Annotated in this window: 9 protein-coding genes and 5 tRNA genes; 5 read left to right on the forward strand and 9 right to left on the reverse strand. The window is 70.5% G+C overall.

Annotated elements, in window-relative coordinates; all coding sequences use genetic code 11:
• Positions 1-311: 311 nt before the first annotated feature.
• From ACF08B_RS27950 to ACF08B_RS27990, 9 genes are all read right to left on the reverse strand, one after another.
• Positions 312-384 (reverse strand) — tRNA-Glu (locus ACF08B_RS27950).
• Positions 385-412: 28 nt separating this feature from the next.
• Positions 413-484, reverse strand: a tRNA-Gln gene (locus ACF08B_RS27955).
• Positions 485-505: 21 nt separating this feature from the next.
• Positions 506-578, reverse strand: a tRNA-Glu gene (locus ACF08B_RS27960).
• Positions 579-607: 29 nt separating this feature from the next.
• A tRNA-Glu gene (locus ACF08B_RS27965) sits at positions 608-680 on the reverse strand.
• A gap of 21 nt (positions 681-701) precedes the next feature.
• Positions 702-773: transfer RNA gene (locus ACF08B_RS27970), tRNA-Gln, on the reverse strand.
• Positions 774-863: 90 nt separating this feature from the next.
• A complete protein-coding gene (locus ACF08B_RS27975) occupies positions 864-1,595 on the reverse strand; it encodes an HAD family hydrolase (protein WP_392319921.1) in 732 nt (243 codons plus the stop codon).
• A 157-nt stretch (positions 1,596-1,752) separates the two neighbouring features.
• Positions 1,753-3,237, reverse strand: coding sequence for a glutamate--tRNA ligase (gltX, locus tag ACF08B_RS27980; RefSeq protein WP_392319922.1), 1,485 nt, complete (start codon positions 3,235-3,237; stop codon positions 1,753-1,755).
• Positions 3,230-4,015 carry a fumarylacetoacetate hydrolase family protein gene (locus ACF08B_RS27985; protein ID WP_392319923.1) on the reverse strand — a complete coding sequence of 262 codons (786 nt, stop codon included), beginning with the start codon at positions 4,013-4,015 and terminating at the stop codon, positions 3,230-3,232. Before ACF08B_RS27985 ends, gltX begins: the two co-directional genes overlap by 8 nt.
• A 687-nt stretch (positions 4,016-4,702) precedes the next feature.
• The gene (locus ACF08B_RS27990) at positions 4,703-4,897 is read right to left on the reverse strand and encodes a hypothetical protein (RefSeq protein ID WP_073889868.1); all 195 of its coding nucleotides are present in this window, start codon (positions 4,895-4,897) and stop codon (positions 4,703-4,705) included.
• Between the two features lie 542 nt (positions 4,898-5,439).
• On the opposite strand from ACF08B_RS27990, the gene ACF08B_RS27995 reads away from it, so the two are divergent.
• The 5 genes from ACF08B_RS27995 (at position 5,440) to ACF08B_RS28015 (ending at position 14,302) form a co-directional block, all read left to right on the forward strand.
• The gene (locus ACF08B_RS27995) at positions 5,440-9,162 is read left to right on the forward strand and encodes a nitrate- and nitrite sensing domain-containing protein (protein WP_392319924.1); all 3,723 of its coding nucleotides are present in this window, start codon (positions 5,440-5,442) and stop codon (positions 9,160-9,162) included.
• 9 nt (positions 9,163-9,171) lie between these two features.
• Positions 9,172-9,585, forward strand: a complete 414-nt coding sequence (locus ACF08B_RS28000; RefSeq protein WP_055624380.1) for a roadblock/LC7 domain-containing protein — start codon at positions 9,172-9,174, stop codon at positions 9,583-9,585.
• 112 nt (positions 9,586-9,697) lie between these two features.
• Positions 9,698-10,096, forward strand: coding sequence for a DUF742 domain-containing protein (locus ACF08B_RS28005; protein WP_073889866.1), 399 nt, complete (start codon positions 9,698-9,700; stop codon positions 10,094-10,096).
• Positions 10,077-10,652: an ATP/GTP-binding protein gene (locus tag ACF08B_RS28010; RefSeq protein ID WP_392319925.1), complete on the forward strand. Its 576-nt coding sequence runs from the start codon at positions 10,077-10,079 to the stop codon at positions 10,650-10,652. The genes ACF08B_RS28005 and ACF08B_RS28010 overlap by 20 nt, the downstream gene beginning before the upstream one ends.
• Positions 10,653-11,029: 377 nt before the next feature.
• Positions 11,030-14,302 (forward strand): nitrate- and nitrite sensing domain-containing protein, encoded by a 3,273-nt coding sequence (locus ACF08B_RS28015; protein WP_392319926.1) that lies wholly within the window; start codon positions 11,030-11,032, stop codon positions 14,300-14,302.
• Positions 14,303-14,307 lie beyond the last annotated feature (5 nt).

Raw genomic sequence — 14,307 nt, forward strand, 5'->3', positions numbered from 1 at the left:
CCCCACTCCCGTGCCCGAGCCCGTTCGGCCCGCCTCTTCCGCTCACCGGGTCCTGCTGCGAGCGTCGCGCAGGCGTACGACTTCTCCTCGCCCCCAGTACTACTGCACGAGGTAGTACATCCGCGCGCGGCGGTCGGCGGAACCCGGCCGCGCACCACCCGCGCGGGCCTGCGCAGCGGCCGGTGCGACGCTTCCCCCAACGGGCGGAACTGCTCGCGCCGTACGCCGAGTTGATCGCGACGGTACGGCCTCGCACAGCCGCCACCGAGCACGACGAAGGCCCTCCGCCGAAGCGAAGGGCCTTCTTCCTGTACCCCCGACCGGATTCGAACCGGCGCTACCGCCTTGAGAGGGCGGCGTGCTAGGCCGCTACACAACGGGGGCCTGGACACTGCGTTTCCGCAGGTCCGAGCTGGTCTACCTGGACTCGAACCAAGACTAACTGAACCAGAATCAGTCGTGCTGCCAATTACACCATAGACCAATGATGGTTTAGACCAGTCAGTACCCCCGACCGGATTCGAACCGGCGCTACCGCCTTGAGAGGGCGGCGTGCTAGGCCGCTACACAACGGGGGCCCTAGCGATCCCGACAAGATCAGGATCAGTACCCCCGACCGGATTCGAACCGGCGCTACTGCCTTGAGAGGGCAGCGTGCTAGGCCGCTACACAACGGGGGCTTTGCAGATGAGCTCTGCGAGCTGGCCTACCTGGACTCGAACCAAGACTAACTGAACCAGAATCAGTCGTGCTGCCAATTACACCATAGGCCACTGGAACTCAAGCCCCTGCGGGGGTCTCGTTCTAGTTTGCTCCTCGGGGCTCCGGCCTTTCGACCTGCTCCCCTCGGCGCAGGAAGAACATTACCCGAAGGTGGACGGGGCTCCAAAACGAGTATCCGAGCGGACCAGCGCGGGGAGTTCGGAGAGGGTCGAGATCCGGTGCGCCACGACCTCCCCGGCGGCCTGCGCGTACGCCGCCCCGCGGTCGATCCACACGGAGAGCAACCCGGCCTGGGCCGCCCCGCGTCCGTCGATCTCCGGGTGGTCACCGACGTACGCCACCTCGTGCGGCGGCAGGTCCAGCGCCTCGCACGCCGCCAGGAAGGCGCCGGCCTCCGGCTTGGAGACGCCCAGCTCCGCGGCGCACAGCACGGTTTCGAAGCGGTCCAGGACACCGAGGGTGCGCAGCTTGTGCTCCTGGACGGTGAGGCTCGAGTTGGACAGCACCGCCTGGCGGTGGCTGCCGGCGAGGGCCTCCAGAACGGGCAGGACGTCCGGGAAGAGACTCCAGGCGGACTCGTAGTGCCCGAGGTAGCGCCGGAACCAGGCATCGGCCTCGGCGTCGGTCAGAGTCGTGTCGAGGAACACGCGGACCCGGTCCCTGCGCTGCCCCTCGAAGGTGTTCTCCCCGGCCGCGTAGAGGGCCCACTGCTGTGCGGTGACCAGCCGCCACCGGGCCACGGCCTCCTCCGCACCGCCGTACCGGGCGAGGAGCCCTTCGGCCGCGAGGTGCGCCCGCATGCCGCGCCGGTCCGCGGCCGTGTAGTCGAACAGGGTGTCGTCCACGTCCCAGACCACGGCTCTGATGCTCATGACCCGACGGTAACGCCGGTGGCCGGGGGCCGTCCGGGGAACGGGGACGACGGCGCCCGTCGCGGTGCGTGAGGGTCGTCACACGGAACGTGGCCGCACGGGGGGTGACAAAGGGGCGGCACCCGGTCACCCGGATGCCGCCCCGGCCGTGCTCGGATCAGGCGGCGAGCTTCGCCAGCGCCGCGTCGATCCTGGCCAGCGTCGTCTCCTCGCCCAGGACCTCGAGGGACTCGAAGAGGGGCAGGCCGACCGTGCGGCCGGTGACGGCGACCCGGACCGGGGCCTGGGCCTTGCCGAGCTTGAGGCCGTGGGCCTCGCCGGCGGCCAGGACGGCCTCCTTGAGCGACTCGGCGGAGGTCCAGTCGGCGGCGTCGAGCTTCTCGCGAGCCGTGCGCAGGAGGGCGTCGCTGCCCTCCTTCATGGCCTTGGTCCAGGAGGCCTCGTCGAAGACCGGCTCCGCCAGGAACAGGAAGTCGACGTTCTCGGTGATCTCGGAGAGGACCTTCAGACGGGTCTGGGCGTGCGGGGCGATCGCCTGCCACTTGGCCTCGTCGAAGTCCTCCGGCGCCCAGGGGGCGAAGGGGGCCTTCAGCCACGGCCGGCAGCGCTCGGTGAACTCCTTCACCTCCAGCATGCGGATGTGGTCGGCGTTGATCGCCTCGCACTTCTTCAGGTCGAAGCGCGCCGGGTTGGGGTTCACGTCGGCGATGTCGAAGGCGGCGACCATCTCCTCGATCGAGAAGATGTCCTGGTCGGCGGAGAGCGACCAGCCGAGCAGTGAGAGGTAGTTGAGCAGGCCCTCGGGCAGGAAGCCCTGCTCGCGGTAGAGGTTGAGGGAGGCCTGCGGGTCGCGCTTGGACAGCTTCTTGTTGCCCTCGCCCATCACGTACGGCAGGTGGCCGAAGGCCGGGGTCTGCTTGGCGATGCCCAGCTCGGTGAGCGCCTTGTAGAGGGCGACCTGGCGCGGGGTGGAGGAGAGCAGGTCCTCGCCGCGCAGGACGTGGGTGATGTCCATCAGGGCGTCGTCGACCGGGTTGACCAGCGTGTACAGCGGGGCGCCGTTGGCGCGGACGATGCCGTAGTCCGGCACGTTCTCCGGCGTGAAGGTCAGCTCGCCGCGGACCAGGTCCTCGAACGTGATCGCCTCGTCCGGCATGCGGAAGCGGACGATCGGGGCGCGGCCCTGGGCCTTGTACTCCTCGACCTGCTCGGCGGTCAGGTCGCGGCAGTGACCGTCGTAGCCGGAGGGCTTGCCGGCGGCGCGGGCGGCCTCGCGGCGGCTGTCCAGCTCCTCCTGGGAGCAGTAGCAGTGGTACGCGTACCCGCCGTCGAGCAGCTTCCGGGCGACGTCGGCGTAGATGTCCATGCGCTGCGACTGGCGGTACGGCGCGTGCGGGCCGCCGACCTCGGGGCCCTCGTCCCAGTCGAAGCCGAGCCAGCGCATCGCGTCGAGCAGCTGGTTGTACGACTCCTCGGAGTCGCGGGCCGCGTCGGTGTCCTCGATGCGGAAGACCAGGGTGCCCTGGTGGTGCCGGGCGAACGCCCAGTTGAACAGGGCGGTGCGGACCAGGCCCACGTGGGGGTTACCGGTGGGCGAGGGGCAGAAACGGACGCGTACGGGTGAGCCGGGTGCGCTAGCCACGCTTGACAACCTTGTTGGTGAGAGTGCCGATGCCTTCGATGGTGACGGCGACCTCGTCGCCGACGTTGAGGGGGCCGACCCCCGCGGGGGTGCCGGTGAGGATGACGTCGCCCGGGAGCAGGGTCATGGCCTCGGAGATGTTGACGACCAGGTCCTCGATGGGGTGGATCATCTGGCTCGTGCGGCCCAGCTGGCGTTGTTCCCCGTTGACCGTGAGCTGGACGGTGAGGTCGTTCGCGCGGTCGAGGTCCAGGTCCGTCTCCACCCAGGGGCCGAGCGGGCACGAGGTGTCGAAGCCCTTCGCCCGGGCCCACTGCTTCTCGCGCTTCTGCACGTCGCGGGCGGTGACGTCGTTGGCGCAGGTGTAGCCGAGGATCACGTCCTTGACCCGCTCGCGCGGCACCTCGCGGCACATGCGGCCGATGACGACGGCCAGCTCGGCCTCGTGGTGCAGTTCCTCGGAGAACGGCGGGTACTGGATGTCGTCGCCGGGGCCGATCACCGACGTGGAGGGCTTGAAGAAGGCGAACGGCGCCTCGGGCACCTCGTTGCCCAGCTCGCGCGCGTGCTCGGCGTAGTTCCGGCCGAACGCCACGACCTTGTTGGGGAGGACCGGCGGAAGCAGCCTGACCTTGCTCAGCGGCACCTTCGTGCCGGACAGCTCGAAGTCCGCGAACGGGATGCCCTTGATGATGTCGAGGACGAGTTCGTCCTCCTTGTCGCCCTCGACCGCGCCGAAGGCAACGTTCCCGTCGATGGAGAACCTGGCGATGCGCACGGGATCCTTGCGCCCCTCAACTAGAACCGGCGTACTGACGCCCCAGGTTAACCGGTCGGGCGACCCGGTGTTCGGTCGGTACGGCCGCCGGTCAGGTGTTTTACGGGGTCCGTGAGCGGTGCGACGGAATTCCGAATTCCAGGGCTCTGCGGATGATCTCCGGCCGGAATGCCTGCCGGCACGGCCGTGATCCGGCTTTGCGATCACCCCGGGAGGAACTCCCGCTCCCCTCTCACTCCTCCGGCTCCCCGTCGCGGTGTACGGCGCGACGGCCCGGCTCACGCGGTCGTCACCTGCGTGCGGCGGAATCCGGCCCGGGCGGCACACGAGGGGTTTCGGCGCCTCTTGCCGCCCGATGCGGCCGGCCCGGGATTTCCCGTGCGGCCGGTGCGGAACGCCGTGGATTTCAGCCGCTGCCGGAGCCGTCCGGGACGCAATCGTAAGTCGGCCCGGACGGGCCCGCGGTCTTCGGAAAGCGCCCCCGGAAGCGACGCGGAAAAGCACGGAAAGCCGCAGTCCCGGGGCGGGGCGGCGCCCGGTGGGAGTGCCTCGCGCCTGGGGGCGGTGCGGCGGCTCGGGGCGCGGCGTGCGGAAAAACCGAGCGCGGCCCGGAGGATCGTCGCGGCTGCGTGATCCTCCGGGCCGCGCTCGGCGGGCCGGTGCCCGAATGGCGTAGCGTCCGGTCGGCTACTCGCCGGCCGCGACTCCCGCGCCGACCGGCACGTCCATCAGGACGGTGCGCCGGGGGTTGGCCGTCTGCGTGGGCAGGTCGACGGAGTGTTCCGGCAGCTCGGGCGTCTGCATGGCACCGGCGTCGTCGAGGTGCGCCAGGGTCGTGCGTCGCGGGTTGGCTATGTTGCGGAACATCGTCGTCGTCCTCACCGTTGTTGGCAGAGCCGTCGCTCTTGTAAAGCGTCAGGCTAAACATCGAATTCCCCGCCCAGATGGGCAACTGCCCATGATCCGCGTGTGAGTTTGCTCACGACCTCGCGGGCAAATCGGTCAATTCCGGCCGGCAACTCGGGCCTGCGAAACGGACATTGCGCCCCTGAAGCCATCATTCCGCTCCTGATCATGTCGACTGGGACACGTGACACCGAGCGACGACTCGCAGGTGTACGTCCGGTTCGTACCGAATCACCCTCCACGGCTCGTAGTGCGTCACTCACACGCCGTCACGGAGGTCACAGCTCGGGACACGGCTCTTGTTGGAGATCCTGCACTGTGCTGGAATTCCACGGACCGCCGCGGGATCGAGCCGGCGCACGGGGCGCGACGCAGCGCCGGGTGGCGGTGGGACAGGGGGGAACCAGCGCCGGTCACTCAAGACCACCCGGAGGGCGTATTCAGGGCGCTCTCCAGACGCCGACACCGTGTCCCTCCGTTCGCGCGGAGGGGTGCCTGGTCCAGAGGTTGCGACGCTAGTGCAGGGACGTTTCAAGAGGGATGGCAGCGCTTCGGCGGAGCCGGAGCCGCGCGACGGGACTGGCCCCATGAAGGGCAGCGCCTCGCCCCAGCACGCCCAGAACCCGGGTCCGTCCGGCGACGGCGGTGAGCGCTCCGGGCGTCCCGGCGCGTCGACCGCGTCGGCCTCGGCCAAGCCGGCGGGTCCCGGGAACAACACGCCGAAGGCGAAGCCCGCTCAGGGCCCGACCGGCCCCGGCACGCGGGTGGCGCTGCGCAACTGGCGCATCTCGACGCGTCTGGTGTCGCTGCTCGCGCTGCCCGTGGTCGCGGCGACCTCGCTGGGCGCGCTGCGCATCAACCAGTCCATGGACGACATCCAGCAGCTCGACAACATGAAGCTGCTGACGGAGATGACCAAGCAGGCCACCGAGCTGGCCATGCAGCTCCAGGACGAGCGCGACCAGTCGGCCGGCCCCCTGGCCCACGGCGGCGCGAACGACTTCACGGTCAAGGGCCTCCAGGAGAAGACCGACCGGGCCCGCGAGAACTTCCTCAACGCGTCCGAGGAGATCGACGCGGCGAGCAAGGACGGCAACCTCCAGGGCGTCCGCGACACCCTCGTCGGTCTCGCCAACCAGCTGGACGACCTCTCCAAGATCCGCCAGCACGCCTACCAGTCGAAGGACAACGCGACCCAGACGGTCGAGTCCTACCACCGGCTCATCACCCAGCTGATCGGCCTGTCCCAGGACATGGCCGAGGCGTCCAGCAACCCCGAGATGATCTCGCGCACCCGCGCCCTGGCGGCCTTCTCGACCGCCAAGGAGTACGCCTCGATCCAGCGCGCCACGATCGCCGCGGCACTGCCCGCGACGACCGACAGCAAGGGCCACCTCTCCGAGAACGACCGCCTCTACGGCCAGTCGGCCTACGAGAGCGAGGGCTCCGAGCTCCAGATCTTCCGCAAGATCTACTCGGACGAGAACGCCGAGGAACTCCTCAAGCCGATCGACGAGGGCAACCCGACGATCAAGACGGCCGACACCTACGCCAAGCGCTCCTTCGAGTCGCGCGACGGCCTGGAGTCGCTGCCCGCCCGTTCGTACCGCGACTGGGTGGACACCAGCTCGACCAAGATCGAGCAGATGAAGAAGATCGAGCACACGCTGCTCGAGGACATGGAGCAGAAGGCCCGCGAGCTGCGCAACGCCTCCGAGCGCGAGGCGATCATCTCCGGTGCGCTGATCCTCATCGTCCTCGGCGTGTCGCTCGTCGGCGCGTTCGTCGTGGCCCGCTCCATGATCCGCTCGCTGCGCCGCCTGCAGGAGACCGCCACCAAGGTCGCCCAGGACCGTCTGCCCGAGCTGGTCAAGCAGCTCTCCGAGTCCGACCCGCAGGACGTCGACACGTCCGTGGAGTCGGTCGGTGTGCACTCCCGGGACGAGATCGGCCAGGTGGCCGCGGCCTTCGACGACGTGCACCGCGAGGCGGTCCGACTCGCCGCCGAGCAGGCCCTGCTGCGGGGCAACGTCAACGCGATGTTCACCAACCTCTCGCGCCGCTCCCAGGGCCTCATCCAGCGCCAGCTGTCGCTGATCTCCGAGCTCGAGTCCCGCGAGGCCGACCCGGACCAGCTGTCCTCGCTGTTCAAGCTCGACCACCTCGCGACCCGCATGCGCCGTAACGGTGAGAACCTCCTCGTCCTCGCGGGTGAGGAGCCCGGCCGGCGCTGGACCCGCCCGGTCCCGCTGGTCGACGTGCTCCGCGCCGCCGCGTCCGAGGTGGAGCAGTACGAGCGCATCGAACTGGCCGCCGTGCCGACGACCGAGGTCGCCGGCCGCGTGGTCAACGACCTCGTGCACCTGCTCGCCGAGCTGCTGGAGAACGCCACCTCGTTCTCCTCCCCGCAGACCAAGGTCAAGGTCACCGGTCACGCGCTGCCCGACGGCCGCGTGCTGATCGAGATCCACGACACCGGTATCGGCCTCTCCCCCGAGGACCTCGCGGCGATCAACGAGCGGCTCGCCTCGCCGCCCACCGTGGACGTCTCCGTCTCCCGCCGCATGGGCCTCTTCGTGGTCGGTCGTCTGTCCCAGCGCCACGGCATCCGCATCCAGCTGCGCCCGTCCGACTCGGGTGGTACGACCGCGCTGGTCATGCTCCCCGTCGACGTCGCCCAGGGCGGCAAGAAGCCCGCGGGCGGCAAGCCCGGCGCTCCCATCGGCTCCGGTGGCCCCGCCGCCGCGCAGGCCGCCGCCGGTGTGGCCGCGGCCCGACGGCAGAACGGCGGCAACGGCGGCGGCCCGGCCGGTGGCGGTCTGCTCGGTGCCGGTTCCGGCCCGCGCGGCCAGGTCGGCGCGGGGCAGGGTCCCCGGGCCGCGCTGCCCGGCACGGGCCAGGGCGGCCGTCCCGGTGCGCCGGGCGGAGCCCGTGGTCCGCAGGGTGGCCCCGGTGGCCCGCAGCAGGGCGGCCGGCCGATGCCCGCGGGTTCCGGTGCGGGCGGCTTCGGCGGCCAGGCACCCGGTGTCCCGCAGGGTCTGCAGTCCCCGAACCAGAGCGGATCGCAGCAGGACCTCTTCGGCGGCCGTGGCCAGCAGCGTCCCCCCGCCTCGGACCAGGGCCGTCAGCCCCAGCTGCCGCCGCGTGGCGGCCCGCGGGCCGAACTGCCCGGCGGCGAACCGCAGTCGCGCACCCCGGACTGGGGCGGCACCCAGGCCCCGCCGTCCCGCGCCTCGCTGGACGCCCCGCGCGGCCACGACGAGCAGGACCCGGCGCAGACCTCGCGCATGCCGCGCGTGGACGACCGGCAGGGCCCCGGCTCCACCTCGCAGATGCCGCGCGTCGACGCGGGGCCGGCCGCCACGGGCGAGTTCCCGCGCCCCGAGCTGAACGGCATGAACGGCCCGCAGAACACGGGGCAGTTCGCCCGTCCGGACAACCCGCAGAGCACGGGCCGGTACGCGCGTCCCGACGCCGGTGGCCAGGACCCGTTCGCCCCGCGGCCCGCCGACGGTCAGGGCTCCGGTTCGTTCGTCCGCCCCGACGTGTTCGGCACGTCGGCGCCCGGGCAGCAGAACAACGGCGCTCAGAGCACGGGGCAGTTCGCGGCCCCGCAGGCCTACAACGGCGGCTACGACAACGGCTCCAGCGGGCAGCATGCCCTGCCGGGCCGTCAGAACCCGCAGAACACGGGTCAGTTCGAGCGTCCGCAGCCGACCGGCCGGGACGACTACGCCGCCCCGCGTCCGGCGGCCCAGCAGCGTCCGGTCCGCCACGAGCCGGAGGCCCTGCCCCCGGCCAGCGGTCCGGGTGACGGCCGTACCCCGCTGTACGACACGCTGGAGACCAACTGGTTCCACGGTCAGCAGCAGGGTGGCGCGCCGGCGCCGGCACCGCAGCAGTCGCAGGCACCCGCCCCGGCTCCGCAGCGCCCGGCTCCCAGCACCGGCTCCTGGCGCACCTCGCCGAACGACGAACTCGTCCGGCAGGCAGAGCGCGTCCGGCAGCCCGCCGCGGGCGGGATCACCACCTCCGGTCTGCCGCGCAGGGTCCCCCGGGCGAACCTGGTCCCGGGTACGGCCCAGCAGCAGCAGAACCAAACCGGTCCGCAGGTCTCGCGTGCGCCTGACGACGTGCGCGGACGGCTGACCAATCTTCGTCGGGGCATCGCTCAGGGCCGTCAGGCCGGCAGCGGCCAGACCGGCAGCTTCCCGAGCCCCACTCACCAGCAGGAGCGTTAGTTGAGTCCGATGAGCCAGGCGGCACAGAACCTGAACTGGTTGATCACCAACTTCGTGGACAACACCCCTGGGGTGTCCCACACGGTGGTGGTCTCCGCCGACGGCCTTCTGCTGGCGATGTCCGAGGGTTTCCCGCGGGACCGCGCCGACCAGCTGGCGGCCGTCGCGTCCGGGTTGACGTCCCTGACGGCCGGGGCGTCCCGGATCTTCGAGGGCGGCGACGTGGCACAGACGGTCGTCGAGATGGAACGCGGCTTCCTCTTCCTGATGTCCATCTCGGACGGGTCGTCCCTCGCGGTCCTGGCCCATCCCGAGGCGGACATCGGCCTCGTCGGCTACGAGATGGCACTGCTCGTCGACCGTGCGGGTGCGGTACTCACTCCGGATCTGCGCGCCGAACTTCAGGGAAGTCTGCTTCACTGACCTCCCCCGGCACCACCCACCTCACAAAAACACCGTCCGGCCGCCACAATCCCCCCACCGGCCCCGCTCAGACGGCTTGACTGACCGACTTGCTGTCCCGCCCGGAGGATTCATGACCCCGCCCACCGCCCATCATGATCCGTACGCGGAGTCGTACGGGGACGAGGGCGACCAGCCGCTGGTGCGGCCGTATGCGATGACGGGCGGCCGGACCCGGCCGCGCTACCAGCTCGCCATCGAGGCACTGATCAGCACCACGGCCGACCCGGCCGCGCTCATGGGCCTGCTCCCGGAGCACCAGCGCATCTGCCACCTGTGCCGGGAGGTCAAGTCGGTCGCGGAGGTCTCCGCGCTGCTGGCGATGCCGCTCGGCGTGGCCCGGATCCTGGTGGCCGACCTCGCCGAGGCCGGCCTGGTCGCCATCCACCAGCCGGGTGGCGACGAGAACAACGGCGGCGCTCCGGATGTGACGCTGCTCGAAAGGGTGCTCAGTGGACTTCGCAAGCTCTGACGCGGGCCGGGCCACCACCTCGGCGAAGATCGTGGTGGCGGGCGGCTTCGGCGTGGGCAAGACCACGTTCGTCGGCGCCGTCTCGGAGATCAACCCGCTGCGCACAGAGGCCGTCATGACGTCCGCGTCCGCCGGCATCGACGACCTCACCCACACCGGGGACAAGACCACCACCACGGTGGCCATGGACTTCGGCCGCATCACCCTCGACCAGGACCTGATCCTGTACCTCTTCGGTACTCCGGGCCAGGACCGCTTCTGGTTCATGTGGGACGACCTGGTCCGCGGTGCCATCGGCGCGGTGGTGCTCGTGGACACCCGGCGCCTGGCCGACTGCTTCCCCGCGGTCGACTACTTCGAGAACTCGGGTCTGCCGTTCGTCGTCGCCCTCAACGGCTTCGACGGCCAGCAGCCCTACCAGCCGGAGGAGGTGCGCGAGGCGCTGCAGATCGGGCCGGACACCCCGATCATCTCGACCGACGCCCGTCACCGCTCCGACGCGAAGAGCGCGCTGATCACGCTGGTCGAGCACGCCCTGATGGCCCGCCTGCGCTAGCACTCAAGTACGACGCGCGCTACGGCAGTTGCCGTAAGGAAACCGGAGCCGGCTGTGGCCTTTGACACGGCCGGCTCCGGTGTTCATAACAGTTCGGCAGAGGAATCGCCCGGTATCACCACGCGACGCGGTCGAGCGGTGCCGCTGCGCTCACAAACGCCCCGCCTTTTGGCGGGGCTCGTTCTTTATGACCGTTTTATCTGGGACTTACGAGAGCGTGCTCCGCGGGTTTCCACTGTTTGGAAGTGCACTGGTCCACGTGCTGGAATGCCTGAACTGCCCAATGGTCAACGACGTACTGCGTGGTCGATGACGAAACGGGCTCTGAGAGACTGCGGCACGACGAAGGTGCCGACCGCCGAGAGGTTGTTGGTCGAGTGAGGCGAAGCAAGAACGGTCCCGAGCCGTCGGCGCGGGGCAACTTCACCCCGCCGCCGCGCGCTGCGGCGCCCACCCCTGTGCAGGGTGCGGAGCCTGCGGCCACTCCCGCGTCGAGCGGCGGCCGCTTCTCACCGCGCAACTGGCGGGTGCCCACCCGTCTGAACGCGATCCTGCTCATACCCGTGGCGGTCGGTCTCGTCATGGGCGGCTTCCAGGTGAAGGCCTCGATCGACACCTGGCAGCAGGCCCGCGACGCCGAGAGCACCGCCCGTCTGGTGCGCGCCTCGCTCGCCTACGCCGACGCCCTCGAGAACGAGCGTGACGTCACCGCGGCTCCGCTGCTGAAGGCCAAGAAGACCAGCACCGACAAGGCGACCATCGACGCGGCCCGCAAGGCCACGGACCAGGCCGCCGACGGTTTCGACCAGGCCGCGCAGAGCATGCCCGACGACTCGGGTCTGCAGCGCCGGCTGAAGCTGTTCCGCGAGGTCGAGCCGAAACTGGCGCAGCTGCGGGCCGCCGCGTACACCTCCAAGATGATCGGTGTCGACACCGAAGAGGGTTACGTCGGGATCAGCCACCCCCTGATGGAGTTCGCCAACGAGCTCGGTCTGGGCACCGGCAACATCACCTCCTACGGCCGTACCGTCTACGCCATCTCGCTGACCAAGGCCGCCCTGTCGCTGGAGCGGTCGATCGGTACGCACCTGCTGGTCAAGCCGGGCCCGGACGCCGGCAACCTGGCCACGCAGCGGACCTCCCTGGCCTCGTACGCCTACCTGGAGCGCATCGCCCGGGAGGAGTACCTCGGCGGTGGTACCGAGGCCGACGCGCAGAAGCTGAGCGACGCCGAGAACAAGGTCAAGTCCGACGCCGCCGACCTGGCCAAGAGGGCCGCGGCGGGCAACGACAGGTACGTTCCGCCGCCGGCCGGCGCGACCGGCATGGTCACCCGTCTCGCCTCCATGCAGGACACCACCACGCTCACCCGTGAGGCGCTGGCGGCCAAGGGCATCACCCTGGACAACTGGTGGGCGGTCAACACGCTGAAGTACAAGGCGTACCGCCAGATCGAGTCGGACATGGCCGACACCGCGGTGAACGAGGCCTCGTCCATCGCCGACGACGCCAAGACCTCGGCGTTCATCACCGGTGCCGTCGTCGTGATCGCCCTGCTGTTCGCCTTCATCCTGGCCGGTCTGGTGGCCCGCCAGATGAGCCGGTCGATGCGCCAGCTGCGCAACGCCGCCTTCGGCATCGCCGAGCAGCGTCTGCCGATGCTCGTCGACCAGCTCTCCCGTACCGACCCCGGCCGGGTCGACACCCGGGTCGCCCCGATCCCGATCCACACCAAGGACGAGATCGGCGAGGTCGCCCGCGCCTTCGACCAGGTCCACCGCGAGGCGGTCCGGCTCGCCTCCGAGCAGGCCCTGCTGCGGGGCAACATCAACGCGATCTTCACCAACCTGTCGCGCCGCAACCAGTCGCTGATCGAGGGCCAGTTGACCCTGATCACCGACCTGGAGAACAACGAGGCCGACCCGGACCAGCTGGAGAACCTCTTCAAGCTGGACCACCTGGCCACCCGTATGCGCCGCAACGGCGAGAACCTCCTGGTCCTCGCCGGCGAGGAGCCCGGCCGCCGCTGGGACCAGCCGGTCCCGCTGGTCGACGTCCTGCGTGCCGCCTCCTCCGAGGTGGAGCAGTACGAGCGCATCGAGCTGTCCGGCGTGCCGGAGGCCGAGATCCACGGCCGCGCGGTCACCGACCTCGTGCACCTGCTCGCCGAGCTGCTGGAGAACGCCACCACGTTCTCCTCCCCGCAGACCAAGGTCCGCGTCACGGCGACCCGTCTCCCCGACGGCCGCGTCATGATCGAGATCCACGACAAGGGCATCGGTCTGACGGCCGAGGACTTCGCGGACATCAACCACAAGCTGGCCAACCCGCCGACCGTGGACGCCGCGATCTCCCAGCGCATGGGCCTGTTCGTGGTCGGCCGGCTGTCCGACCGGCACGGCGTCCGGGTCCAGCTGCGCCCCTCGGGCGAGCAGGCCGGTACGACCTCCCTGGTCATGCTGCCGGACGCGATCACGCACGGCGGTGGCGGCGAGACCCTGGAGCGCGAGGAGTTCACGGTCTCGCAGATCATCCCGGAGCAGCAGTTCCAGGCCGAGAACTTCAGCCAGGTGCAGCCGATGCGCACCGCCGCCGAACTCGGCTTCGACGACACCCAGTACACGGACGTCCCCGACGACATCCGCGATCTGAACCCCGTCGGCCGCTCGCTGATGCGTGAGGAGCGCCGCGCGGCGCTGGAGGCGCAGACGCACGGCATGCCGGGCCAGCCGCAGCAGGAGACCGGGGAGTCCGCCGCCGAGTACCGCGACGGGTTCCAGGCGCAGCAGCCCTACGACGGCGGCGGCACCGGCTACCCGGAGCAGCCGTACCAGGAGCAGCAGCAGGCTTCGTACGAGGAGCAGCAGCACACCGCGTACCAGGAGTCCTACGAGCAGCCGTACGACGAGCAGTACTACGCGCCGAACGGCGGTCTGCCGCAGAACAACGGCTACTCCGCGAACGGCGGTTACCCGGACCCGGCGTACGCCGAGCCCTCTCAGGAGGAGCAGCGGTCCGCGCGCGGCCAGGAGGCCGACGGCTTCGGCTCCTACGAGGCCCCGTCCTACCAGGACGACTGGCCCCAGCAGGACGCCCACCGCAACGGCCGGCCGGCCCCGTACGCTCCGGAGCCGGAGTCCCCGCAGGCCGGTGACGCGAGTGAGCGGAACCGCGTAGGCTTCGACCGTCCGGGAACGGCCTCTCCCGCCTCCCACGAGCTGACCGACGCCGGGCTGCCCCGCCGCGGTTCCGCGGCGAGCGGCTCCAACGGTGCGGCCGGTGCGAACGGCCAGGCGCACGTACGGCAGGAGACGCCGTCTCCCGCGCCGGGCAACGTTCCGGCGACGAACGGCGACAGCGGCTGGCGTTCGGCGAACGACACGCGCTGGCAGCAGGCCTCGCAGCTCCGCAAGCCGAAGGCGGGCGGGGTCACCGCCTCCGGTCTGCCGCGGCGGGTGCCCAAGGCCAATCTGGTCGAGGGCGCCGCCGAGACCACCCCCCAGGGAGGCCCCCAGGTCTCCCGCGCCCCGGAGGACGTCCGGGGCAGGCTGAGCAACCTGCGTAGGGGCGTCCAGCGCGGACGCAGCGCAGGCAGTGATACGAACGGCCAGGGCTTCGGTCCTGACAGCACCTACAACCAGGAGCGTTAGTGTGA

The organism is Streptomyces sp. NPDC015139 (genome assembly GCF_043079785.1).
GTDB classification, from domain to species: domain Bacteria; phylum Actinomycetota; class Actinomycetes; order Streptomycetales; family Streptomycetaceae; genus Streptomyces; species Streptomyces albidocamelliae.

Bases quoted from the DNA above. Each gene is read 5' to 3' on its own strand.
- ACF08B_RS27975 (WP_392319921.1), bottom strand. From the start codon at position 1,595: ATGAGCATCAGAGCCGTGGTCTGGGACGTGGACGACACCCTGTTCGAC.
- ACF08B_RS28000 (WP_055624380.1), top strand. From the start codon at position 9,172: ATGAGCCAGGCGGCACAGAACCTGAACTGGTTGATCACCAACTTCGTG.
- ACF08B_RS28005 (WP_073889866.1), top strand. From the start codon at position 9,698: ATGACCCCGCCCACCGCCCATCATGATCCGTACGCGGAGTCGTACGGG.